Here is a 23945-nt window from a genome sequence, read left to right as displayed (position 1 = left end):
CAAACCATGCCATCCATTGTGGTTGTCTACCATTCCGGTTACGGCCATACCCGTCGATTGGCGCAGGCCGTCGCCCAAGGCGCTGAGGCCGCATTGCTGGAGATTGACGCGCAAGGCACTCTGCCTGAGTCCGCCTGGATCGAGCTGGCTGCCGCGGATTTGATTGTGCTGGGCTCACCCACTTACATGGGCAGCGCGAGTTGGCAGTTCAAGAGATTTGCCGATGACTCTTCCGCGGCCTGGATGGCTCAGAAATGGAAAGACAAACTCTTCGCGGGGTTCACCAACAGCGGAAGCATGAGCGGCGACAAGCTGTCCACTTTGCAGTTCTTCATGACATTTGCCATGCAACACAGCGGCCTATGGGTTGGCACCGGCATGATGCCCTCCAATACCAAGGCCGCCCTGCGCAACGACCTGAACTATGTGGGTTCTTCCTCCGGCGCGATGGCCACAACCCCGGTCGATGCGGGGGTTGACGAAGTGTTGGAAGGCGATATCGAGACGGCCAAGCGCTTTGGTGAAAGGCTTCGGGTCGTTGCGAAGCGCTACTCGCATGCGTCGCCTTCCATTGCGTAGCAGGGAACTCCGGGCGTTCGGAGTCGGGGCTCGCCTCAAGCAACGGCCGCCGAGCCGGCCTTCAGCAAGCCCCGCGTTTCAATGAGCCGCACTCGGTTGTAGTCTTTTGCTCAGGGCTACGCTGAATAAATCGTTGATTTCGGAGACCGCTTCCGCAAGCTGATTGCGGACAGGATTTGCCCAGTGAATCTGGCGATCCGAGGCCATGTTCTGGGCCGCAGTCGCCATGCGTGCGCCCAGCGGACGCACTCATCCCACCAAGTGCTTGCAGCCACGTTCCAGCCTCACCGCTCCCCCTTGCGATAAGGCTTCATCAGCGCCTGCGGATAGGCCGCCTTGCGGGCCACCAGCACCAGGGCGACGATGGACAGCAGATAGGGCAGCATCAGATAGAGCTGGTAGGGCAGCACGGCGCCGCCGCTGCTTTGCTGCAGGCGCAGCTGCAGCGCATCGAAGAAGGCGAAGAGCAGCGCGCCCAGCAGCGCCTTGCCGGGCCGCCACGAGGCGAACACGACCAGGGCCACGCAGACCCAGCCGCGGCCGTTGACCATGTTGAAGTAAAAAGCGTTGAAGGCGGCCAGGGTCAGGAAGGCGCCGGCCACGCCCATCAGCGCCGAGCCGGCCATGATGGCGCCAATGCGCAGGCGCACCACCGACAGGCCCTGACCCTCGGCCGCAGCCGGGCTCTCGCCGACCATGCGCACCGCCAGGCCCAGCGGCGTGCGGTTCAGGCCGTAGGCCAGCAGCGGCACCAGCAGCAGGGCCAGCAGGGTCAGCGGCGTCTGCGCATTCAGCACCGGGATCGGCAGCCAGGCCTCCATCGTGGCGAAGGGCTGGATCGTCGGCGGGTTCTCGACCTTGGGAAAACTGACGCGGTAGGCATAGCTGGCCAGGCTGGTCGCCAGCAGCGTGATGCCCAGCCCCGAGACATGCTGCGACAGCGACAGGCTCACGGTCAACCAGCCGTGCAGCAGGCCCAGCAGCGCGCCGACCCCGGCCGCGACGCCCACGCCCAGCCACAGCCCGCCGCCCTGGTAGACCGTCAGCCAGCCGGCAAAGGCGCCGGCCACCATGATGCCCTCGATGCCCAGGTTCAGCACGCCGGCGCGCTCGCACAGCAGCACGCCCAGCGTGCCGAGTATCAGCGGCGTCGCGATGCGCAGCACCGCGATCCAGAAGGCGCTGCCGGGCAGCAGCTCGAGGATCTCAGCGCCCATCGCGGCTCCTCAGACGGAGGCGGTAATTGACCAAGAGGCTGCTGACCAGCATCGCGATCAGCGCGGTCGCGACGATCACATCGGCGATATAGGTCGGCACGCCGACCGCGCGGCTCATGCTGTCGGCGCCGACCAGCAGGCCGGCGACAAACACGGCCGACAGCAGCGCACCCAGCGGATTCAGGCCCGCCAGCATCGCGATCACGATGCCGCTGTAGCCATAGCCGGGGCTCATGTCCAGCGTGACATAGCCGGTGCGGCCGGCCACCTCGATCGCGCCGGCCAGGCCCGCCAGCGCGCCCGACAGCAAGGCCACCTTCAGGCTGACCCAGGCCACCGGCATGCCGGCGAAGGCGGCCGCCTGGGCGTTGGCGCCGACCGCGCGGATCTCGAAGCCGGTGCGGCTGTACTTGAACAGGGCCCACAGCAGCAGCGCCGCCGCGATGGCCCACAGCAGGCCGGTGTGGACGCGGCTGCGCTCGACCAGCTTGCTCAAGGAGAGCGACTCCTGCAGGCCCACGCTCTGCGGCCAGCCCATCGCCAGCGGGTCCTTCATGGCCCCGTCCAGCATCCACGAAACAAACAGCAGCACGATGAAGTTCAGGAGCAGCGTGGTGACCACCTCGTCGACGCCCAGCCGGCTCTTCAGCAGCGCCGGGCCCAGCAGCAGCAAGGCGCCGGCCAGCGCGGCGGCCGCCATCATCAGCGGGAACAGCAGCCAGCTCGGCCACTCAAGACCTGACCCGCCATGCAGGCCACCGACCAGCACCGCCGCCAGCGCACCCATATAGAGCTGGCCCTCGGCGCCGATGTTGTAGAGCCGCGCCTTGAAGGCCACGGCGGCGGCCAGCCCGGTGAGTATCAGCGGCGTCGCGCGGGTCAGCGTCTCGCTCCAGGCAAAGCGCGAGCCGAAGCCGCCTTCCAGCAGCAGCGCATAGGCCTGGCCGACCGGCGCGCCGGCCCAGGCCACCAGCAGCGAGCTGACGGCCAGCGTGATCGCCAGCGCCAGCAGCGGCGCGGCCAGGCGCCAGGCCTGCGAGGGGAGCGAACGTTTCTCAAGCCGCATGGGCAGTGGCCTCTCCCGCTGGGCTGCCGGCCATCTCCAGGCCTATGCGGGCCAGGGTCCAGTCGGCACGCGGCTTCGCAACGCCGAGCCGTCCCTCGTGCATCACCGCGATGCGGTCGGCGATGGCAAAGATCTCGTCCAGGTCTTCGGAGATCAGGAGCACCGCCGCGCCGGCCGCGCAGGCGTCCAGCAGCTGCTGGTGCACATAGGCGACCGCGCCGACATCCAGGCCCCAGGTCGGCTGGTTGGCGACGATCAGCCGAGGCCGATTGCCAGCCTTGCCGGCCTCGGGATCGCCGGTCAGCGCGCGGCCGAGGATGAGTTTCTGCATATTGCCGCCCGACAGGCTGCGGGTCAGCGTGTCCAGGCCGCGGTCTTCGAGGCCGCGCACATCGAAGCGCTGCACGATGTCCTGCGCATGGGCGCGCGCGCGCTTGCGTTTCAACAGCCCCCAGCTCGAGAAAGTCGGGGCGCGGTACTGCTCCAGCAGCGCGTTCTCCCACAGCGGCAGGTCGCCGACCACGCCCGCCGCATGGCGGTCCTCCGGGATGCGGGCCACGCCGGCGGCCAGCCAGGCCCCGGGTCGTGGGGCCAGGTCTTGCCCCAGCACCCGCAGCTCGCCGGCATCCAGGCCCAGCAGCCCATGCAGCAGATCGGCCAGCGCGTGCTGGCCATTGCCGGCCACACCGGCCACCGCCAGCACCTCGCCGGCGCGCAGTTCCAGATCGACGCCGCGCAGCCCCGGCTTGGCCGCGAGCGTGGCGCCGCGCAGGCGGCAGACGATGTCGCCGGGCTGCGTCGCCGCGCGCTTGGGGCCTGGCACCGCGCGGCCCACCATGGCCTCGGCCAGATCGGCCTTGGACGCGCCGGCCGCGTCCAGCTCGGCGATCAGCTTGCCGCCGCGCAGCACCGCGATGCGGTCCGAGACCGCCAGCACTTCGTCGAGCTTGTGGCTGATGAAGATGATGGCCATGCCTTCGGCCACCAGCGCCTTCAGCGAGGCGAACAGCGACTGGCTTTCCTGCGGGGTCAGCACCGCCGTGGGTTCGTCCAGGATCAGGATGCGGGCGCCGCGCACCAGGGCCTTCAGGATCTCGACGCGCTGGCGCTCGCCGACCGAGAGATCGGCGATCAGCGCGTCGGGATCAACCTGCAGGCCGAAGCGCTGCGCGGTATCGAGCAGGCGCTGGCGCTGCAGTTGGCGCCGCGCGAAGGGCAGCCACAGCGGCTCCAGACCCAGCATCACGTTGTCCAGCACCGTCAGGCGCTCGGCCAAGGTGAAGTGCTGGTGCACCATGCCAATGCCGGCGGCCAGCGCCATCTTGGGCTGGCCCGGCGGCAGCGGCCGGCCGAACACCGTGATCTCGCCGGCGTCGGCGACGTAATGGCCGAACAGGATGGACACCAGCGTGCTCTTGCCGGCCCCGTTCTCGCCCAGCAGGGCCAGGACCTGGCCCTGCTCCAGCGTCAGCGAGATGCCGTCATTGGCCAGCAGCGCGCCGAAGCGCTTGCTGATGCCGCGCAGCTGCAGCGCCGGGAGCGTCACTTGCTGGTCGATTTCGGCTGGCTGTCGTCGACCTTGACGACGAAGCTGCCGTCCAGGATGGCCTTTTCCTTGGCCCTGACCTTGGCGACCACATCGGCCGGCACCTTTTTCTCGAAGGTGCCCAAGGCGCTGAGCTCGCTGCCCTTGTGCTTCATCATCGAGTAGGGGCCGTAGTCCTCGGCCTTGAAGGCATTGGCCTTGACCGCCTTGATCGCGCGGTCGATGCTGGGCTCCATATGCCAGAGCGCCGAGGCGACCACGGTGTCGGGATACTGGGCCTGGGTGTCGATCACATTGCCGATCGCCAGCACCTTGCGCTCCTTGGCCGCGTCGCTGACGCCGAAGCGCTCCGCGTACATCACGTCCGCGCCCTTGTCTATCATCGCGAAAGCGGCCTCCTTGGCCTTGGGCGGGTCGAACCAGCTGTTGATGAAGCTGACGGTGAATTCGGCCTTGGGGTTGATCTCCTTGGCCCCGGCCATGAAGGCATGCATCAGGCGGTTGACCTCGGGGATGGGAAAGCCGCCGACCAGGCCGATCTTGCCGCTCTTGCTGACGCCGCCGGCGATCATGCCGCTGAGATAGGCCGGCTCCTGGATGTAGTTGTCGAACACCGCAAAGTTGGGCGCGGCCGGCTTGCCGCTGGAGCCCAGCAGGAAGGCGGTCTTGGGATAGTCCTTGGCGACCTTGCGCGCCGCCGCCTCGACCGCGAAGGCCTCGCCGACCACCAGGCCGTAACCCTTCTCGGCGTACTGGCGCAGCACGCGCTCGTAGTCGGCGTTGCTGACGTTCTCGGAGAAGGCGTACTCGATCTCGCCGCGCGCCTCGGCCGCCTTCAGCGCCTTGTTGATGCGGCTGACCCATTGCTGCTCGACCGGCACGGTGTAGATGCCGGCGACCTTGAGCTTGGCCTGCGCCGCGGCCGGCAGGGCCAGGGCGGCGAGGCTGGCGGCGGCCAGACCGAGAGTGAGGCGGCGCAGGGCGGAGCTCGGGGCAGATCTCATGGCGTGTTTCCTTGATGTTGAGGTCGACGGGGGCGAAGGACTCGCTGGCATTAGGCAAGAGGCGTGCCGGCCTGCCAAGCATGGTTTGCCAGAAGGATTTCGGCCAGCTCGGGCCGGCCGGATAAAATCTCCGGGTTTGCCCTCAGCTCTCGCGGCCAGCCCGCGCACACGCCATGACCACGCTCTCCGCCTTCTCCAGTATCAGCGCCCTCTCGCCCCTGGATGGCCGCTATGCCTCGCGCGTGGCCGCTCTGCGCCCGCTGCTGTCCGAATTCGGGCTGATGCACCGGCGCGTGCAGGTGGAGGTGGAGTGGTTCATCGCGCTGTCCGACGCCGGCTTCGACGAGTTCAAACCCCTGTCCGAGGCCGCGCGCGGGCTGTTGCGCTCGCTGGTGACGCGCTTCTCCGAGGCCGATGCCCAGGCCATCAAGGACATCGAGAAGACCACCAACCATGATGTCAAGGCGGTCGAGTACTGGCTGAAGTCGCGCTTCGAGAATTCGCCCGAGCTGAAGGCCGCCGGCGAGTTCGTGCACTTCGCCTGCACCAGCGAGGACATCAACAACACCAGCCACGGCCTGATGCTGAAGGCCGCGCGCGCCGAGGTGCTGCTGCCCACCGTCGACCGCATCATCGCCAAGCTCGGCACCATGGCCCACACGCTGGCCGCCACGCCGATGCTCAGCCGCACCCACGGCCAGACCGCCAGCCCGACCACGGTGGGCAAGGAGATCGCCAACGTCGTCGCCCGCCTGCGCAACGCCCGCGCGCGCATCGCCGACGTCAAGCTGCTGGCCAAGATGAACGGCGCGGTCGGCAACTACAACGCCCACCTGTCGGCCTGGCCCGAGTTCGACTGGGAGGCCTTCAGCCAGCGCGTCATCGAGCAGCAGCTGGAGCTGACGTTCAACCCCTACACCATCCAGATCGAGCCGCACGACTATATGGCCGAGCTGTTCGATGCGGTGACGCGCACCAACACCATCCTGATCGACTGGTCGCGCGATGTCTGGGGCTATGTGTCGCTGGGCTATTTCAAGCAGCGCACGGTGGCCGGCGAGATCGGCAGCTCGACGATGCCGCACAAGGTCAACCCGATCGACTTCGAGAACGCCGAGGGCAATTTCGGCCTGGCCAATGCGCTGCTGAGCCATCTGAGCCAGAAGCTGCCGATCAGCCGCTGGCAGCGCGACCTGACCGACTCCACCGTGCTGCGCAATATGGGCGTCGCGCTGGGCTATGCGGTGCTGGGCTATGAGTCGCTGCTGAAGGGCCTGGACAAGCTGGAGGTCAACGAGGCCGCGCTGGCCGAGGACCTGGACAGCGCCTGGGAAGTGCTGGCCGAGCCGATCCAGACCGTGATGCGCCGCTACGCCCTGCCCAACCCCTACGAGCGCCTGAAGGAGCTGACCCGCGGCAAGGCCATCACCCGCGAATCGATCCGCGAGTTCATCCACACGCTGGAACTGCCCGAGGCCGAGAAGACCCGGCTGCTGGCGATGACGCCGGGCAGCTATACCGGCAAGGCCGGGGAACTGGCCCGCAAGATCTGACCCTGCGGACCGGCCGACCGGCCGTTGCCGCTTCGCTAAACTCCGCCGACTCAAGGGGGAGTGACAAGATGACGAAGCGGATCAATGGGGCTGCCGGGTGGGCGGCCTGCCTGTTGTTGCTGGGCCTGGTCGGCCCGGCAGCCTGGGGTGCCGGCAGTACCGTGGCGTCGGCCCGGACCGGACCAGTGGCCAAGGTGGCGGCCGCCCCTGCCGACAAGGCCGCTGCGGGCTTCACGATCGCGCAGATTCCGGCCTGGGTGACGCCGCTCGCGGCGGACCCGGCCCCGGCCTTGCCGATGGCGCCGCTGCAGGTGCTGCTGATCGACCGCCAGACCCGGGTCGAGCGTCAGGGCGGCGCCACCTGGCGCTACCAGCATGCGGTGCGCAAGATCAACGACACCGCCGGGCTGCAGGCCGGCGCGCAGATCGAGATCGAATTCGATCCCAGCTATCAGAAGCTGCAGCTGCACCGCCTGGAAATCTGGCGTGAGGGCAAGCGCATCGACAAGCTGGATCGCAAACTGGTCAAGCTGCTGCACCGCGAAACCCAGCTGGAGCGGCAGATGGTCGACGGCCGCATGACCGCCTCCATCGTGCTGGACGACTTGCGCGTGGGCGACCGGGTGGAATGGGCCAGCTCCCTGATCGGCGACAACCCGGTCTTCGCGGGCAAGCATGTCGACCAGGAATGGACCAGCTCCAGCAAGGGCCCGGTGGGCCTGGTGCAAGTGCGGCTGCTGGCGCCGGCCGAGCGCAGCATTCGCCACCGCGCCGCCACCGACCTGGGCATAGAGATCAACGAGACCGAGAGCAAGGGTTGGCGCGAGACGCTGTTCCGTCGCCGGGCCGTGCCCCAGTTTCACCATGATCCACTGACGCCGCCGGCCCAGTATCTGGCGGACCAGATCGAGTTCAGTGAGTTCGCCGATTGGGCCGAGGTGGCGCGCTGGGCCGACCAGCTCTTCGCCAAGGCGGCCAAGGGTCTGGATGCACTGGCGCCCGAACTCGAGGCCATCCGGACCAAGGCTGCCACACCCGAGGAGCGCTTGCGCCTGGCGCTGGATTTCGTGCAGCAGGACATCCGCTATTTCGGCACCGAGATGGGCGTCAACTCCCATCAGCCGGCCCCGGCCGACCAGGTGCTGCGTCAGCGCTTCGGCGATTGCAAGGACAAGACCGCGCTGCTGGTGAACCTGCTGGCCCGGCTGGACATTGAGGCCGCGCCGGTGCTGGTCTCGACCCATGCGCGCGATCACGTCAAGACGCGCCTGCCCAGCCCCCTGGCCTTCGACCATGCCATTGCGGCCATCAAGCTGGATCCACAGACCAGCTTGTGGCTCGACGCCACCCGCTCGCAGCAGCGCGGCGCACCGGCCACGCGGCAATCGGTGGGCCTGGGCCGCGGCCTCATCGTCCGCGCCGGTATCAGCGAGCTGAGCCCGATGCCGCCAGCGCGCGAGGCGCTGCGCAGCGAAACCACCGACACCTTCAGGTTCCCCAGGCTCGCGGAGGAAGGCCAGTTCGAGTCGGTCACGGTCTACCACGGTGACATGGCCGAATGGCTGCGCAGCGTCCGTGCCGCCGTGCCCGAGGACGAGCTGCGCAAGATGCTGGTGGGCGACATCATGCGCGCCTACCCCAGCTTCGCCATGCAGGGTCAGCCCCTGATCGAAGAGGTCGAGGGCAGCAATGCGCTGAAGATCAGCCTGCGCTTTCGCACCGGCCAGTACTGGCGCATCCCGGACAAACGCACGCTCACGGGAGAGTTCGCCCTGCTGCCCCTGATCACCGCGCTGCGCCTGCCCAACCAGACGCCGCGCACTGGGCCGATGCTGATCGATCTGCCCGGCCGCTATCTTCACAAGCTGCGCTTCGAGTTCGGCGAGGATGTGTTCCAGCAACCCAGCAGCAGCCGCTTCGAGGAGCGCAATGAGCACTTCACCCTGCAGTTGCGCTACCAGGGGGACACGCGCTTTCAGCAGGTCGACGGCGAGCTGCGCCTGCTGGCCGACACGATTGCGGCCGGCGCCTGGACCCCGTATCGCGACCAGTTGGCCAAGGTATGGCCGCGGCTGGGCACGACACTGAACCTGCCGGCCCTGTCGCCCAGCGATGTGCTGGCGCTGCGCAAGGCCTTGGCCGAGCTCGGCGAGAGCGTGCGCAAGGGCTCGGTCAAGGTGCTCACCCAGGACCAGGCGGCGGCGCGCTCGCGTCTGCTGGTGGCCGACCGCCTGCTGGCCGCCGACCGCCTGCAGCCCAAGCTGCGGGCCCAGCTGCTGCTGGAGCGCGGCGCCCAGCTCGACCATCTGGGCATGGCCGACGCGGCCCGGCTGGCGCTGGAACAGGCTCTGCAGCTCGATGCCGATCAGGCCGAGACGCATGAGGCCCTGGCCGTCAATGCGCTGCTGCGCCGCCAGGATGTCCAGGCCCGCAGCCATGCCGACCGGGCCCTGCAACTGGCCCCCAACAGCGTCGGCCCGCGCTACACCCGGGCCTGGGCCAACTACTTTGCCGGCGAGTTGGTGCCGGCCCGCGATGAGCTGAAGGACATCCTCCAGGCCGGCACCGAGGTGGAACGCAGCTACGGCAGCATCTGGCTCTACCTGGTCTCGCGGCGCCTGGGTGACGAGGCCGGCGCCAGGACCGTTCCCTCGCCCGCCGACAGTCAGCCCGCCTGGCCTTTCGCGGTGCTGCAGCTGATGCAGGGCAAACTGGATCTGGAAGCGGCACTGGCCTTTGCGCGCGAAGACGCCAAGTCCCGCCCCGGCCGCGAATGCGAGCTGTACTTCTACGCCGCACAGAAGGCGCTGGCAGACCAAGACCTGGACAAGGCGCGCAGCTATCTGCGCAAGAGCCTGGACACGGGGGTGGTCGAGTTCAACGAATACGCGATGGCCAAGCGCGAGCTGGAGCGGATCGGCGCGCGCTAGGGCTGTTGCGCCCGCCACGCGAACACCTGGGTCTGCCGCGTCTCTCCGTCCAGCACCCGGGTCTCGACGAAGCGCATGCCGATATCTGTCAGCACCCGCTGCGAGGCCTGATTGTCGGGCCCGGTGATGGCCAGGATGGTCTGCATGCCCAGCACCTCGGCGCCATGGCGCAGGCAGGCCGCGGCGGCCTCGCGGGCATAGCCGGCACCCCAGGCGCGCGGCACGAAGGCATAGCCCAGGTCCACCTCGGGCAGGCTGTCGCGCTTGATCAGGCCGCACATGCCCAGCAGCGCGCCATCCTCGCGCCGCTCGACGGCCCAGAAGCCGAAACCCAGGCGGGCATAGCTGGCCACCAGCTTCGCCTCGATCCAGGCCTCGGCGGCGGCCAGATCGTGCACATCGCGCGGGCCGATATGGGCGATCCAGGAGGGCTCGTTGAGCAGCTCCAGGATGAAGGCCGCATCCGCCGGCCCGAAATGGCGCAGCCGCAGCCGCCCGGTCTCCAACACCGTCATCTTCCTGCTCCCGATGCAAAACCGGGACAATACGCCACCTCAAACCGTCGCCAGGCCGCCCATGAATTTCATCCAGCAACTCCACAAAGCCGAACAACTGAACCACTCGCTGCTTTGCGTGGGCCTGGACCCGGACCCGGCCCGCTTCCCCGGCGCCTGGAAGGGCGATGCCGGCCGCATCTACGACTTCTGCTCGGCCATCGTCGACGCCACCAAGGACCTGGTGATCGCCTTCAAGCCGCAGATCGCCTACTTCGCCGCCCATCGCGCCGAGGATCAGCTGGAGCGGCTGATGGCGCACATCAAGCGGGTCGCGCCCCATGTGCCGGTGATCCTGGACGCCAAGCGCGGCGATATCGGCTCGACCGCCGAGCAGTACGCGAAAGAGGCTTTCGAGCGCTACCAGGCCGATGCGGTGACCCTGTCGCCCTTCATGGGCCTGGACTCGATCGAGCCCTATCTGCGCTACCCCGACAAGGGCGCCATCCTGCTGTGCCGCACCTCGAACACCGGCGGCAATGACTGGCAGATGCAGCGCCTGGCCGATGTGCCGGGCCAGCCGCGCCTGTTCGAGCATCTGGCCGCGCTGGCGCAGACCGCATGGAACAAGAACGGCCAGCTGGGCCTGGTGGTGGGCGCCACCTATCCGGAGGAGATCGCCCGGGTGCGCGAGCTCGCGCCGACCCTGCCGCTGCTGATTCCCGGCGTCGGTGCCCAGGGCGGCGATGCCGACGCGACCGTGCGGGCCGGCCTGCGCAGCGACGGCCTGATCATCGTCAACTCCTCGCGTGCCGTGCTCTACGCCAGCGGCGGCGACGACTTTGCCGCAGCGGCCCGCCGCGCCGCGCAGCAGACCCGCGAGCAGCTGAACCAGGCCCGCCCCGCCTGAGCATTAGTTCGCGTTTACCCCGAACTGCTGCGATAAGCCCACGCATTCGGGGGCTGACCGGGTATTCAGGCCGCCGGGTTCTGGCGGAGACTGCGCTCTTCGTCGAAGACCGGCTTCGGCGCGAGCGGAGCGAATGGCGTTGTGAGCAAGGAAACCCTGGACGATTTGAGCAGCCTGGTCGGGCATGATGTCGGCCCCGGCGACGCCGCTGCCGCGCTGGAGCGCAGCGTGCGGCGCCATTCGATGCGCTTGTTCCTGGCCGCCTGCGCGCTGATCTGCGGCCTGGCCGGCAGTCTGCAATGGTTTGGCCGCCTCGGTGGCGAGCCGTTCAACGGAGTGATCCCGCCGCTGCTGACCTGGGGCACGGCGGCGCTGGCGGCGCTGACCGTCTGGCAGCCGCCGCAACGCCAGGCCAAAGCCTTCGCGCTGCTGGTGATGAGCCTGGTGATCGCCTCGGCCGTCGCGCTGGCGCTGTCGCGCCAGCTGGGTCTGGCCTCGATCTCGCTGGGCATCATGAGCCTGATGGTGGTGCTGGCCACCGCGCTGCAAGGCGTGCGTGCCGGCCTCTTCATCTTCGGCATCAGCCTGCTGGCCGTGGCCGGCCTGACAGCCGCGGAGCTGGAGGGTTGGGGCCCGGGCACGACCGCGCCTGCCAGCCTGCCCGCCCGCCTGGGCACCCATCTGATACTGCTGGGATCGGGCCTGGTGATCGGCCTGGGCTGCATGCGCATGCTGCGCCGCTCGATCCAGGCTGCCGGCGAGCGCAATGCCCGCTTCCGCCATCTGCTGAGCATGGCGGCCGACTGGTACTGGGAGATGGACCGCGAGTTCCGCTTCACCCATCTGGCCGAGGACAAGCCCGGCTCCTCCGGCCTGGACCTGGCGGCACGCCTGGGCAAGGCCCCCTGGGATGTCGAGCATCTGGGCCTGTCGGACGAGGATCTGGACGCGCACCGCGCCGACCTCGAATCGCACCGCGCCTTCCACGGCGTCGTCGCGCGCCGGCGCGGGCCGGACGGCGCGGTGCGCTTTGTCTCGATCAGCGGCGAGCCGCGCTTCGACGCCCAGGGCAGCTTCCGCGGCTACTGGGGCGTGGGCCGCGATGTGACCAACGAGGTGCAGGCCGAGCAGGCCGTGGCCGCCACCGAGACGCGCTACCGCGAGCTGTTCCGCCGCTCGCCCAGCCCGCTGGTGCTGCACCGCTGGGGCCGGGTGCTGGACGCCAACCCGGCGGCGATGGCGATGTTCGGCTACACCCAGCGCTCCAGCATGATTGGCCAGGATCTGTTCTCGCATTACGAGCCGGGCGACGACGAACGCGCCCGCCAGCGCGCCGCCAAGATCGAGGCGATGGCGGTCGGCGCGATGCTGCCGATGGCCGAGTTCAAGCTGCGCACCCTGTCGCGCCGGCGCCGCCTGGTGCAGGCCACCAGCGTGCGGGTCGATGCCACCAGCGGCCCGGCCACCCTCTCCTTCTTCATCGACCAGACCGAGGCCTCGCGCGCCCAGGACGCCTTGCGCCGCAGCGAGGGTCTGCTCTCGCATCTGGTCGCCACCAGCCCCGATGTGATCACGCTGACCGAGATGAACTCGGGCCGCTACGCGATGGTCAACAAGACCTTCGAGCGGCTCTCCGGCTACAGCGCCGAGGAGGTGCTGGGCCGCACCTCGGACGAGATCGGCATCTGGCAGGACGTCGAGGAACGCGCCCGCGTGATCGACGGCGTGCGCCAGCACGGCAAGGTCAGCGAGGTGCCGGTCAACTTCATCACCAAGTCGGGCGAGCCGATCGCGATGGTGCTGTCGGCCGCGCCCTTCAATATGGACGGCCAGGCCTATCTGGTCGTCAACGCGCGCGATGTAACCGAGAGCGAGCGCACCCGGCTCGTGCATGCGGCGATCCTGCAGAACGCCTCGATCGGCATCACGCTGACGCGCGACCAGCATTTCGTCCAGGTCAATCCGCTGATCGAGGAGATGTTCGGCTGGCCGCCCGGCGGCCTGCTGGGCCAGCATGGCAGCGTGGTCTGGCCCGGTGTCGAGGCCTATGCGGCGGTGGGCGAGGAACTGGGCTCACGCCTTGCCGCCGGCGAGCAGGTCGAGATCGAACGGCCGATGCGCCGCCGCGACGGCTCGACCTTTCTGTGCCGGCTGCTGGCCAAGGCGGTGGACCCCAACCACCCGAGCCGCGGCGGCACGATCTGGATCATGGAGGACGTGACCGAGAAGCGCCGCGTCGAGGCCGCGCTGGCCCAGGCCAAGGACGAGGCCCAGGCCGCCAACCGCGCCAAGAGCGCCTTCCTGGCCAACACCAGCCATGAGATCCGCACCCCACTGAACGGCCTGCTGGGCCTGGCACGCATGGTGCAGCAGCCCGATCTGGACGAGGCCACCCGGCGCCAGTATCTGGACCAGATGCTGGACAGCGCCGAAAGCCTGTCGGGCCTGATCTCCGACATCCTCGATCTGTCCAAGATCGAGGCCGGCCGCCTGACGCTGGAGTCGCTGCCCTTCGCGCTGCGCGACATGCTGGGCACGATGCGCCTGGCCTATCTGACCCTGGCGCAGGCGCGCGGCCTGTCGTTCCGCATCGATGTCGACGAGGATGTGCCGGCCTGGGTGGTCGGCGACCCGATGCGCACGCGCCAGATCCTCAGCAACTATCTGAGCAATGCCCTGAAATTCACGCAGGCCGGCGCGGTGGCCGTGCGGGTGCGTCGGCAGGACGAGGAGCGGCTGCGCATCGAGGTGACCGACACCGGGCCCGGCATCGAGCCGGCCCTGCACGAGCGCCTCTTCCAGCCCTTCACCCAGGCCGACGAATCGACCACGCGGCGCTACGGCGGAACGGGGCTGGGCCTGTCGATCTGCCGCGAGCTGGCCGAGCTGATGGGCGGCACGGTGGGTGTGGACAGTACGCCGGGCCAGGGCTCGACCTTCTGGGCCGAGCTGCCGCTGCCCGGCGCGCCGACGCCGATCAGCACCACCTTGCGCGAGGCGCGCGACAACCAGGACCTGCAAGGCCTGCGCGTGCTGATGGTGGAGGACAACCCGGTCAATATGATGATTGCGGTGGCCTTGCTGGAGCAGTGGGGGCTGGAGGTCTCGCAGGCCAGCGACGGCAGCCAGGCGGTCGAGGCCATCAATGCCCAGGCCAGCATGGGCAAGCCCTTCGACGCGGTGCTGATGGATGTGCAGATGCCGGTGATGAGCGGCCACGAGGCGACGCGCCAGGTGCGGCGGCGCTTCCCGGCCACCGAGCTGCCCATCGTCGCGCTGACCGCCGCAGCCCTGATCTCGGAGCGCGACGAGGCCCTGGCGGCCGGCATGAACGACTTCCTGACCAAGCCGATCGACGCGCCACGGCTGCGTGCGACCCTGGTGCGCCTGATCGGCCACAAGGACAACGATCAGCACCGCAGCTGAGCGGGCCGCGACGCTTCAGCCGGGCGGCGGCGCTGACAGGCGCTTGAGAAAGACGCCCATCTCGCGCCCGGCCTGGTGATCACCCTGGCGCTGCGCCAGCGCCAGACCCTGTTGCCAGGCCGACCCGGCCTCCTGCGCCCGCCCTTGCGCCAGCAGCGCCTTGCCCAGCAGCTTCCAGGCGGCCGTGTAGTCCGGCTTGTGCTCGGTCGCCTTCTGCAGGTGCTCGGCCGCCGCCGCCGCATCGCCCCCATCGAGACAGGCCTTGCCAAGACCGAAGCGCAGCAGCGCATCGTCGCGGCCGCGCGCCAGCAAGGCTTCGAGGCGGGCACGCAGCGTATCGGGCGGCGGCGCGCCATGCGACGCGGCGAGCCGGTCGAGTTTGTCGGGGTCACTCATCAAGCAGGCCCTCCCAGGCATTGTTCGGGCCGGATTATGAAGGGAGGGGCCGGGACGGCGACTGGCCGTCCGCTCAGCTCAGCGCAGCGGCCGCCAGGTCGAGCTCGGGATGGAAGCCGGTGAACAGCAGGGTGGCCAGTTGCTCAGGCACATCGTTGTCAAAGCTCATCAGCAGCTCGGACGGCTGAGCCGCAGCGGCCGCGCCCAGGAGATCGGCAATCCAGGCCTGCAGCGGCTCGCTCGGCGGCTGCTTGAGCCGTTCCGCCACCCGGGCCACGGTGTCGTCGCGCAGGCGCGCCGAGCTCAACACCTGCCAGGCATAGTCGACCTCATAGCGCTCGACCACATCCCTGAGGCTTTCACCGTCCAGCCGGGACTCTTCGGCAAACTGCTTCAGCGTGCGGGTGCACAGACCGGCGATCAGCCGGCTCAGCAACTCGGCCTGCGATGCACGCATGGCGCTTGTCTGGGTATTCATCGTCGGTTCCCTGCTCAGAAAGAAAGCCCACGAGAGTTTGGTCGGGCCGACGATCCATGGGCGGACCAAGGGACCACATCGCCAACCGTGCAGCAAGACCGCCGAGGTCCTGGTGCCCATGACGCGGATCGAACGCGTGACCTCTCCCTTACCAAGGGAGTGCTCTACCACTGAGCCACATGGGCAAATCTGGAGCGGGATAAGAGACTCGAACTCTCGACCTATACCTTGGCAAGGTATCGCTCTACCAACTGAGCTAATCCCGCAGTGCGATGTCCGATGCGCCCGGAACAGGCGCCGAACAAACAAAAGCCCATCACTGGGGATGGGCTCTTGCTGTGCTCTTGCACGACGTCTTGGTGGCCTGGGGCGGAATCGAACCACCGACACGCGGATTTTCAATCCGCTGCTCTACCAACTGAGCTACCAGGCCATTTGTCTTGTTTCTCGCTTCATCGACAGGTCTGCCGAATCAGCGAAGACCGCGACTATAGCATAGAAATTACAGACCGCCACCGCGCTTGTTGCGCGTCAGATCCACACCGAGCTGCTTGAGCTTGCGGTAGAGATGGGTGCGCTCCAGGCCGGTCTTCTCGGCGACGCGGGTCATCGAACCGCTTTCCTTGGCGAGATGGAACTCGAAATAGCTTTTCTCGAAGGCGTCGCGGGCCTCGCGCAGCGGGCGGTCCAGCTCGAACACCTGCTCGGAGGCCAGGCCATTGGTCGGCAGGCTGGCCATCGGCGGGGCGCTGAGAGTGGGTGCCGTGTGGACGCTCGGGCTCAGCAGCTCGCTGCGGGCATAGCTGCTGGGCACGCCGACCGCCGGCGCGGCGCGCGGCGCGGTCTTGACCAGGGCCTGCTCGACGGCGCGCAGCAGCTTCTGCAAGGTGATGGGTTTTTCGAGGAAGGCGATCGCGCCGACCTTGGTGGCTTCGACCGCCGTGTCTATCGTGCCGTGGCCGCTCATCATGATCACCGGCATCGACAGCTGACCGGCACTGCCCCACTCCTTGAGCAGGGTGATGCCGTCGACATCGGGCATCCAGATGTCCAGCAGCACCAGATCGGGCCGCATCCGTTCGCGCACGGCGCGGGCCTGCGCGGCGTTCTCGGCGAGCTCGATCGTGTGACCTTCGTCGGTCAGGATTTCGGACAGCAGGGCTCGTATGCCCAGTTCGTCGTCAACTACAAGAATGGTTGCCATGTATGCCTACTGTTCACGCGGCCCTGTGCGCATCGCCGGGTTCGGCCGGGCTGGGTGCAGTCGCGAGTTTTGAAAATGATAACGAAACTTGAGCGCCGATCAGCGCCTGAGCCTGGTCGCCCTGCAAATGAAGGTTGGCCAGGCGGATGCGCGCGCCATGCTCGTCGGCGATTTTCTTCACCACGGCCAGGCCCAGGCCGGTGCCCTTGGTCTTGGTCGTGACATAAGGCTCGAAAGCGCGCTTGAGCACCTTCTCGGCAAAGCCGGGGCCGTTGTCGGTCACCTGCAGGCGCAGCGCGCGCAGCTCGCCGGCCTCGTTGAAGGCCTTCTGCGTGCGCACCAGCACATGGCCGTCGGGCTTGTCGCTGACGGCGTCCAGCGCGTTCTGCACCAGATTGTGGATGACCTGGCGCAGCTGGGTCGCGTCGCCCTCGATCAGCGGCGGCTCCAGGGCCAGCTCGGCCTGCAGCCGGCCGGCCTCCTGGGCCGGGGCGTACAGCATCAGCACCTCGGACACCAGCGCATTCAGGTCCAGCGCGCTGAGCTTGGCCGAGGGCAGGCGGGCATAGTCGCGGAATTCGTTGACCAGCTGCTTCATCGCCTGCACCTGGTTGACGATGGTGGCGACCGAACGCACCAGCATGGCCTGGTCGGCCCCTTCCAGCTTGGCTTCGAGCTTGTGCTGCAGGCGCTCGGCCGAGAGCTGGATCGGCGTCAGCGGGTTCTTGATCTCGTGGGCCAGGCGCCGCGCCACCTCGCTCCAGGCCGCCGAACGCTGGGCCGAGACCACCTCGGAGATGTCGTCGAACACCATCAGCCGGCCGTCCAGCGGCAGCTGCGCGCCGCGCACCAGCAGGGTCAGCGTGTCCTGGCCGGACTGCAGCTGCAGCTCGAAGGCGTCCTGCCAATGGCCACGCTCGCCGGCCTCGGGCGCATCGCTGAGCTGCTCGAAGCGCTGCCAGACCGACTGGGCAAAAGCCTCCAGCTGCGGCACCTCTTCGAGCCGCCGGCCGCGATAGGCCGACAGCGGCAGGCGCAGGATGCGGGTGGCGCCGGGGTTGACGGTGTCGATCTGCTGCCGGGCGTCGAACACGATCACACCGGCGGTCAGATTGTCCAGAATCGTCTGCAGATTGGTGCGCGCGCTCTCCAGGTCGGCCACGCTGCGCTCGACCAGCGCGCGGGCGTCGGCCAGCTGGTCGGTCATGTCGGCAAAGGAGCGGGTCAGGCCGCCCAGCTCGTCGCGCGAGGACAGCACCGGTTTGGCCGACAGATCGCCATGCGCGACCTGCCGCATGCCGTCGGCCAGCAGCAGCAGCGGCCGGGCCAGCTGGTTGCCCAGGGTCACGGCCAACAGCAGGGCCGCGAACACCGCCAGTATCAGCACCAGGGTCAAGGTGCCCAGATACATGCGGCGCAGGCCGTCGCGCTCCAGCGCGCGCTGCTGGTACTCGCTGTTGGCGGTCTGCACCGCCAGCGCATTGGACAGAACCTGGCTGGGCAGGCGCTGCACCACCATCAGATAGCGGTCGGCGCTGCCCAGGCTCATCTCGGTGCTGGGCAGCAGGGCCAGCGCGCGCAAGCGGGCATTGCCCTGCAGGGCCTGGGCCTCGTCCTCCAGGCCTTCGAGCTGGCTCATCACACCGGCGGCGCGTGCCTGCCTCAGCAGCACCGCGCCGGGCCGCTCCGGCGCCAGCGCGCTGGTGTCGCCGCCCACCGACATCAGGATCTGCCCGCCGCTGCCCACCAGGGCCACGGTGCGGGCCGAGAGCTGCTCGCGGATGCGCTCCAGCGCCAGCGGCTGCAGGCTTTGCGTGTCGGTCAGGCGGTCGGCGGCATCGCGGGTCTTGTTCGACAGCTCGTTGACCAGGCCGTCCAGCGTGCCGCGCCCGAGGTTCAGGCCGGCGTCCAGCGCGCTGGCCAGCCGCACATCGAACCAGCTCTCGATGCTGCGGTTCACGAACTGGTAGGACACGGTGTAGATCAGCAGCCCCGGCACCACGCCCACCAGCGCAAAGATGCCGGCCAGCTTCAGCAGCAGCCGGCTGCCGAACTTGGCGGCCCGCACCCGCAGCACCAGGCGCACCGCCGCCACGCTGATGACCAGCACCAGCACCGCCGCCACCGCCGCATTGAGCCAGAACAGCCAGATATAGTGGCGCTCGAAAAAGCCGCGCTGCGCGGTGCCGCCGATCGACAGCAAAAAGGCCAGCACCCCGCTGGCGCCGGTCACGGCCACCAGCGAGACCAGCCAGGCCCAACGCGCGGCGCGGGTCATGGCTTGTTGCTGGTCAGATCGGGATTCAGCGCCAGGCTGCGCTCGACGCTCAGGGCCCAGCCCTGCGGCGAGCCCAGGCCGATCTGCATCGGCCGCGGCAGCTGGCTGGTGTCGAGCCGGTAGCTGAACTCCAGGTAGTAGCGGCTGCCCTCTTCCAGATCCTTGCCCTCGGCCAGCCGCCAGCCGGCAATGCCGCGCAGCGAGGCCAGGGCTTCGGGCAGGGTGACATAGCTCTGGTGCAGGCCGCCGTTGCTGACGCGGTACTGGCGGGTCAGCGGCTGCCAGGCCAGGCGCCAGCTGCGCGAGACCCGCGAGATGCGCTCATCGCGCCAGTACCAGCGCGAACGCAGCACCGAGGCCTCGGCGGTGAAATAGATGGGCACGCCCTTCAGCAAGGCGTCCTCGACCGGCCGCGGCAGCTCGAAGCGGGTGCTGAAACTCATCAGAAGGCCGTCCTCGGCCCGCTCGGTGCTCAGCTGCACCAGTTCCACCCCGTCGGCCCTGGCCGGCGCCAGCCCGGCCAGCAGCATCAGGGCCAGCAGCAGACGCAGCAGCACCGCTCGCGCCAGGGCGGCGGACAACGGGGCGGCGGAGAACGGCAGGCGCAAGAGCAAGGGGCTAATCAGTTCTTTATCAGCAAGGCGTAGAAGAAGCCATCGACCACCGAGACCCCCGCACCCGCTTGCGAGCCATTGTCGGCCAGGGGCAGCAGATGCCCCGTGAAGCCCTGCACCTGGACCGGGCTCGCATCGCTATGGCGTTGCAAAAATGCATCGACCTGGTCCTGGCCCTCGGCCTTGAAAATCGAACAGGTGGCATAGACCAGCCGCCCGCCGGGTTTCAGCGTCGGCCACAGCGCCTCCAGCAGCTCGGCCTGGATGGTGGCCAGCTGGGCGATATCACCGGGCCGGCGCAGCCAGCGCACATCGGGATGGCGCCGCACGATGCCGGAGGCGCTGCAGGGCGCATCGAGCAGGATGGCGTCGAAAGGCCGGCCGTCCCACCAGGCGGCGGTATCGCGCGCGTCCGCGGCCTTCAGACTGGCGCGCTGATGCAGGCGGTCCAGGTTGTCCTGGACGCGGACCAGGCGCTGCGGGTCGGTGTCCAGGGCCAGCAGCTCCAGATCGGCCAATTCCAGCAGATGGGCGGTCTTGCCGCCCGGGGCCGAGCAGGCGTCCAGCACCCGGGCGCCCGCTGCCAGGGGGGCCAGGTCTTGCCAGGCCTGGACCACCAGCGGCGCGGCCAGCTGGGCCGCCGCGTCCTGCACCGAGACCTCGCCTTCGGCAAAGCCAGGCAGCGCCGTCACCGGGACGGCCCGCTCCAGCACCACGGCCTGGGGCGCCAGCGCCCCGAGCGCGCGCGCGGCGATGCCGGCGGCGGCCAGCCTTTGCAGATAGGCGGCCGCGTCGCCATGCCGGGCATTGACCCGCAAGCTCATCGGCGGATGTTCGTTGTTCGCTCTGAGCACGGCCTGCCAGTGCTCGGGCCAGTCCTGGCGCAGCCGCTCTATCCACCAGGGCGGGTGGTTGAACTCGCCCTGCGGCTCGCGCTGCGCGGCCTGCACCACCGCCTCGCGCTCGCGCAGAAAGCGGCGCAGCACCGCGTTGACGAAGCCGGCGCTGGCCGGGGCGCGCTTGCGCGCGGCGCTGACGGCCTGGTCCACCACCGTGTGATCGGCATAGGGCGGCGCGGCCGCGGGCCACAGCAGGGCCAGCGCGACGGTCAGCAGGCTGTCGACCTTGGGCGGCGGCGTCTTCGGGGCCAGCTTGGCACGCGCCGACTGGGCGGCGCCCAGCAGGCGCAGCACATGGAAGCTCAGGGCCTGGGTGCCGGGGCGCAGCTCCTGGGGGCAGCGCGCCAGCACGGCGGTCAAGGACTGACCCTCGCGCACGGCCTGCACGGCGTCGGCTGTCTGCAACAGCAGGCGCTGCAGCGGCGGGGCCAGGGAGGTGGAAGCGGAAGAAGAGGACACGCGCCCAGTGTAGGGGCAGCCCGCTGCCGCCCCGGGGCGGCAGGGAATTTGCAATCCGGACACAATGGTGACCGGACAAAGACTACCGAGACGCCCATGACCGGGGACAAGCCTGACACCATCTTCCGCAGCGAGGCCGAGCTGGCCGCCCTGCCCGCCTCCGAACGCATCCGCTACCGGTTGCGCGGTGCCGGCTGCCGCCACCATGCCAATGACAATATCGCCGCCTTCATCGAAGAGGGCGAGCTTGACGAGCTGCAGGCCGAGGTGCAGGCCAAGCTGCAGGAGGTGCTGCGCGCGCTGGTGATCGACACCGACAGCGACCACAACACCCAGGAGACCGCCAAGCGCGTCGCCAAGATGTATGTGCGCGAAATCTTCAAGGGCCGCTATGCCGTGGCGCCGCCGGTCACCGAGTTCCCCAATGTGACCCGGCTCAACGAGCTGATGATCGTCGGCCCGATCACGGTGCGCAGCGCCTGCTCCCACCATCTGTGCCCCATCATGGGCCGGGTCTGGATCGGCCTGCTGCCCAACGAGCACTCCAATCTGATCGGCCTGTCCAAGTACGCGCGGCTGTGCGACTGGATCATGAGCCGGCCGCAGATCCAGGAGGAGGCGGTGACCATGCTGGCCAACGAGCTGCAGGAGCGGGTCCAGCCCGATGGCCTGGCCATCGTGATGGAGGCCGACCATTTCTGCATGCACTGGCGCGGCGTCAAGGACATCGACTCGATGATGACCAATAGCGTGATGCGCGGCGCCTTCCTGAAGGACGCCAATCTGCGCCGCGAGTTCCTGTCCCTGCTGTCAAAGAAGTGAGGAAACCCAGATGCTAGTCCGTCTGCTCTATGCAAGCCGCGCCGCCAGCCCGATGAGCGAGGCCGAGCTCGCGGCCATCCTCAAGTCCTCGCGCGCCCACAACCCGGCCGAAGGCCTGACCGGCCTGCTGTGCTACAGCGACGGCATCTTCATGCAGGTGCTGGAGGGCGGGCGCGACGCGGTCAATGCGCGCTACAAGTCCATCATCGGCGATACCCGCCACCGCGATGTGATCCTGCTCAGCTACGAGGAGGTGGCCGAGCGCCACTTCGCCGGCTGGAGCATGGGCCAGGTCAACCTGTCGAGGCTGAACCCGGCCCTGGTGCTGAAGTATTGCGAGACCACCAAGCTGAACCCCTACGCGATGTCGGGGCAGGCACTGAAGGCGCTGTTCGACGAGTTGGTCAATACCGGCGCCATTGTCTGCAACTAGTCAAGCCAGCGAATCGGCCCAGATCGTGCGCGCCCAGTTCCAGGCGTAAGTGCCTTCCAGCTCGGTCGGGCCGGCCGACACACCGCCCGAGCCGGCCACGGTCTTGAAGGTCTTCTCGGCCGCGACGTACTCGTGCACGCTGGCGACGTGGATGACGTTCTTCGCGTCGACGAAGCTGTAGCAGGTATTGGTCAGCATAGGCGCCGGGTTGATCTCCCAGCCATTGAGCTGGGCGACGATGGCGGCCGCTGCGACCTTGCCGTGGCTATTGGCCATATGGCCGCTCTTGGGCATGCCCGGTGCGATCTGGATAGCGTCACCCAGCACATGGATGTCCTTGGCGGCGGTGGCCTCGAAGCTCAGATAGTTGACATTGACCCAGCGCGCATTGCTGTTGGCCAGGCCGGCCTGCACCGCGACGGCGCCGGCCCGCATGCTGGGCAGCACATTCAGCACATCGGCCTTGACGTCGTCCTGGATCTCGAACTTGACGGTCTTGCTCTTGGCGTCGACCGCCACCGCCTTGTGCTGCGGCCGGTACTCGATGATGCCCTTGTACTGCTCGGCCCAGACCTTCTTGAACAGCGGCCCCTTGGAAGTGACGTCCTGGTTGGCGTCCAGGATCAGCACCTTGGAGCGCGGCTTGGCCTGCTTGAAGTAGCCGGCGATCACGCTGGCCCGCTCGTAGGGCCCGGGCGGGCAGCGGTACGGCGCCTCGGGAATCGTGATCGCGTAGACGCCGCCGTCCGGCATCGCCTCCAGCTGGCGGCGCAGCGCCACCGTCTCGGGACCGGCCTTCCAGGCCTGCAGGATCTGGCCGGCGGCATTGGCGTCCTTGAGCCCGGCCACCGAGTCCCAGATCAGGTCGATGCCGGGGCTCAGCACCAGCTTGTCGTAGGCGATCACCGGGCCCGAGGCCAGGGTCGCGGTCTTCTTGGCCGCGTCGATGCTGGCCACCCAGTCGCGCACCACGGTGATGCCATGCTTGGATTGCAGCGCGCCATAGGGCGTGGTGATCTCGCCGATCTGGCGCGAGCCGCCCAGCACCAGATTGGAGATCGGGCAGGAGACAAAGGCCTCGCTGGGCTCGACCAGCACGACCTCGATCTTGTAGTCGGACAGCAGCCGGATGTATTTGGCCGCCGTGGCGCCGCCATAGCCGCCGCCGACCACCAGCACCCGGGCCTTGCTCGGCACCGAGGTGGTGGCACAGCCGGCCAGGCCCAGCACGGACAGGGCGGCCGCGCCCTGCAGGAGATTGCGTCTTTGCATCATGGTGTCTCGTCTCCGTCAGTTGCGCGGCAGGGCGGCGAAATAGCCGGCCAGCTGTTCGATCTGGGCTTCGCTATAGCCCTTGGCCAGCTGGTGCATCACGGTGGCCTGACGGGCGCCACTCTTGAAGGCCTTCATCTGCTCGCTGAAATAGGCGGCCGGCATGCCGGCAAGACCTGGCACCGCCGAACCCTCGACGGCACGCCCCGCCGTGCCGTGGCAGTTGGCGCAGGTGGCGGCCAGGGCCTTCAGATGCAGGGCCTTGGCATCCTGGGCCGCGGCGGCACCGGCGCTGGCGGCCAGCGCGGCGCCCAACAGAATCGCTCGCAAGCTCATCGGAGTCTCCTTGTTGTGTAGTCGGCGCA

General features: G+C 68.5%; 20 protein-coding genes and 3 tRNA genes. 7 read left to right on the top strand and 16 right to left on the bottom strand.

Going from position 1 to position 23945, the window contains the following annotated elements:
* Positions 1-6 precede the first annotated feature (6 nt).
* Positions 7-579, top strand: a complete 573-nt coding sequence (locus ABGI63_RS05765) for a flavodoxin family protein (RefSeq protein WP_349741717.1) — start codon at positions 7-9, stop codon at positions 577-579.
* Positions 580-863: 284 nt separating this feature from the next.
* Here the strand turns inward: ABGI63_RS05765 and ABGI63_RS05760 are convergent, their stop codons facing one another.
* Genes ABGI63_RS05760 through ABGI63_RS05745 form a run of 4 tightly spaced genes read right to left on the bottom strand, consistent with a single transcriptional unit; the run spans position 864 to position 5412 of the window.
* Positions 864-1796 (bottom strand): ABC transporter permease, encoded by a 933-nt coding sequence (locus ABGI63_RS05760; protein WP_349741478.1) that lies wholly within the window; start codon positions 1794-1796, stop codon positions 864-866.
* Complete coding sequence (locus tag ABGI63_RS05755) at positions 1786-2862, bottom strand: ABC transporter permease (RefSeq protein ID WP_262968963.1); 1077 nt, start codon at positions 2860-2862, stop codon at positions 1786-1788. The genes ABGI63_RS05760 and ABGI63_RS05755 overlap by 11 nt, the downstream gene beginning before the upstream one ends.
* The gene (locus ABGI63_RS05750) at positions 2852-4408 is read right to left on the bottom strand and encodes an ABC transporter ATP-binding protein (RefSeq protein ID WP_349741477.1); all 1557 of its coding nucleotides are present in this window, start codon (positions 4406-4408) and stop codon (positions 2852-2854) included. The genes ABGI63_RS05755 and ABGI63_RS05750 overlap by 11 nt, the downstream gene beginning before the upstream one ends.
* Positions 4405-5412, bottom strand: a complete 1008-nt coding sequence (locus ABGI63_RS05745) for a BMP family protein (protein WP_349741476.1) — start codon at positions 5410-5412, stop codon at positions 4405-4407. Before ABGI63_RS05745 ends, ABGI63_RS05750 begins: the two co-directional genes overlap by 4 nt.
* Before the next feature lie 173 nt (positions 5413-5585).
* Between ABGI63_RS05745 and purB the strand changes: the two genes are divergently transcribed.
* Both purB and ABGI63_RS05735 read left to right on the top strand, forming a co-directional pair.
* Positions 5586-6965 (top strand): adenylosuccinate lyase, encoded by a 1380-nt coding sequence (purB, locus tag ABGI63_RS05740; protein WP_349741475.1) that lies wholly within the window; start codon positions 5586-5588, stop codon positions 6963-6965.
* Positions 6966-7033: 68 nt separating this feature from the next.
* Positions 7034-9895: a DUF3857 domain-containing protein gene (locus ABGI63_RS05735; RefSeq protein ID WP_349741474.1), complete on the top strand. Its 2862-nt coding sequence runs from the start codon at positions 7034-7036 to the stop codon at positions 9893-9895.
* Here the strand turns inward: ABGI63_RS05735 and ABGI63_RS05730 are convergent.
* Positions 9892-10410 carry a GNAT family N-acetyltransferase gene (locus tag ABGI63_RS05730; RefSeq protein ID WP_349741473.1) on the bottom strand — a complete coding sequence of 173 codons (519 nt, stop codon included), beginning with the start codon at positions 10408-10410 and terminating at the stop codon, positions 9892-9894. The genes ABGI63_RS05735 and ABGI63_RS05730 overlap by 4 nt on opposite strands.
* Positions 10411-10471: 61 nt before the next feature.
* Here ABGI63_RS05730 and pyrF point away from each other — a divergent pair, with 61 nt between their 5' ends.
* Both pyrF and ABGI63_RS05720 read left to right on the top strand, forming a co-directional pair.
* Positions 10472-11299: an orotidine-5'-phosphate decarboxylase gene (gene pyrF / locus ABGI63_RS05725; protein ID WP_349741472.1), complete on the top strand. Its 828-nt coding sequence runs from the start codon at positions 10472-10474 to the stop codon at positions 11297-11299.
* Positions 11300-11440: 141 nt separating this feature from the next.
* Positions 11441-14725: a PAS domain S-box protein gene (locus ABGI63_RS05720; RefSeq protein WP_349741471.1), complete on the top strand. Its 3285-nt coding sequence runs from the start codon at positions 11441-11443 to the stop codon at positions 14723-14725.
* A gap of 15 nt (positions 14726-14740) precedes the next feature.
* Here ABGI63_RS05720 and ABGI63_RS05715 read toward each other — a convergent pair whose 3' ends face one another.
* From ABGI63_RS05715 to rsmB, 9 genes are all read right to left on the bottom strand, one after another.
* On the bottom strand, positions 14741-15121 hold the full coding sequence (locus ABGI63_RS05715) for a tetratricopeptide repeat protein (RefSeq protein WP_432767374.1): 381 nt from the start codon (positions 15119-15121) through the stop codon (positions 14741-14743).
* A gap of 73 nt (positions 15122-15194) precedes the next feature.
* Complete coding sequence (locus ABGI63_RS05710) at positions 15195-15599, bottom strand: hypothetical protein (protein WP_349741470.1); 405 nt, start codon at positions 15597-15599, stop codon at positions 15195-15197.
* A 110-nt stretch (positions 15600-15709) separates the two neighbouring features.
* Positions 15710-15784 (bottom strand) — tRNA-Thr (locus tag ABGI63_RS05705).
* A gap of 5 nt (positions 15785-15789) precedes the next feature.
* A tRNA-Gly gene (locus ABGI63_RS05700) sits at positions 15790-15865 on the bottom strand.
* 91 nt (positions 15866-15956) lie between these two features.
* A tRNA-Phe gene (locus ABGI63_RS05695) sits at positions 15957-16032 on the bottom strand.
* Between the two features lie 69 nt (positions 16033-16101).
* Entirely contained in the window at positions 16102-16803 is a 702-nt protein-coding gene (locus tag ABGI63_RS05690) for a response regulator (RefSeq protein ID WP_349741469.1), read from the bottom strand.
* 13 nt (positions 16804-16816) lie between these two features.
* Positions 16817-19081 carry a sensor histidine kinase gene (locus tag ABGI63_RS05685; protein ID WP_349741468.1) on the bottom strand — a complete coding sequence of 755 codons (2265 nt, stop codon included), beginning with the start codon at positions 19079-19081 and terminating at the stop codon, positions 16817-16819.
* Complete coding sequence (locus tag ABGI63_RS05680; RefSeq protein WP_349741467.1) at positions 19078-19662, bottom strand: DUF4390 domain-containing protein; 585 nt, start codon at positions 19660-19662, stop codon at positions 19078-19080. Before ABGI63_RS05680 ends, ABGI63_RS05685 begins: the two co-directional genes overlap by 4 nt.
* A gap of 41 nt (positions 19663-19703) precedes the next feature.
* The gene (rsmB, locus tag ABGI63_RS05675; protein ID WP_349741466.1) at positions 19704-21053 is read right to left on the bottom strand and encodes a 16S rRNA (cytosine(967)-C(5))-methyltransferase RsmB; all 1350 of its coding nucleotides are present in this window, start codon (positions 21051-21053) and stop codon (positions 19704-19706) included.
* Between the two features lie 96 nt (positions 21054-21149).
* Here rsmB and folE point away from each other — a divergent pair, with 96 nt between their 5' ends.
* On the top strand, positions 21150-21875 hold the full coding sequence (gene folE / locus ABGI63_RS05670; protein ID WP_349741465.1) for a GTP cyclohydrolase I: 726 nt from the start codon (positions 21150-21152) through the stop codon (positions 21873-21875).
* Positions 21876-21885: 10 nt separating this feature from the next.
* Positions 21886-22308 (top strand): BLUF domain-containing protein, encoded by a 423-nt coding sequence (locus ABGI63_RS05665; protein ID WP_137942619.1) that lies wholly within the window; start codon positions 21886-21888, stop codon positions 22306-22308.
* Here ABGI63_RS05665 and ABGI63_RS05660 read toward each other — a convergent pair whose 3' ends face one another.
* A complete protein-coding gene (locus tag ABGI63_RS05660) occupies positions 22309-23580 on the bottom strand; it encodes an NAD(P)/FAD-dependent oxidoreductase (protein WP_349741713.1) in 1272 nt (423 codons plus the stop codon).
* A gap of 18 nt (positions 23581-23598) precedes the next feature.
* Entirely contained in the window at positions 23599-23916 is a 318-nt protein-coding gene (locus tag ABGI63_RS05655) for a c-type cytochrome (protein ID WP_349741464.1), read from the bottom strand.
* Between the last annotated feature and the right edge of the window lie 29 nt (positions 23917-23945).

The organism is Roseateles cavernae (assembly GCF_040187885.1).
In the GTDB taxonomy this organism is placed as follows: domain Bacteria; phylum Pseudomonadota; class Gammaproteobacteria; order Burkholderiales; family Burkholderiaceae_C; genus Roseateles_E; species Roseateles_E cavernae.
Note: the sequence above shows the minus strand (reverse complement) of the source record. Positions and strands in the feature narration are given on the sequence as shown.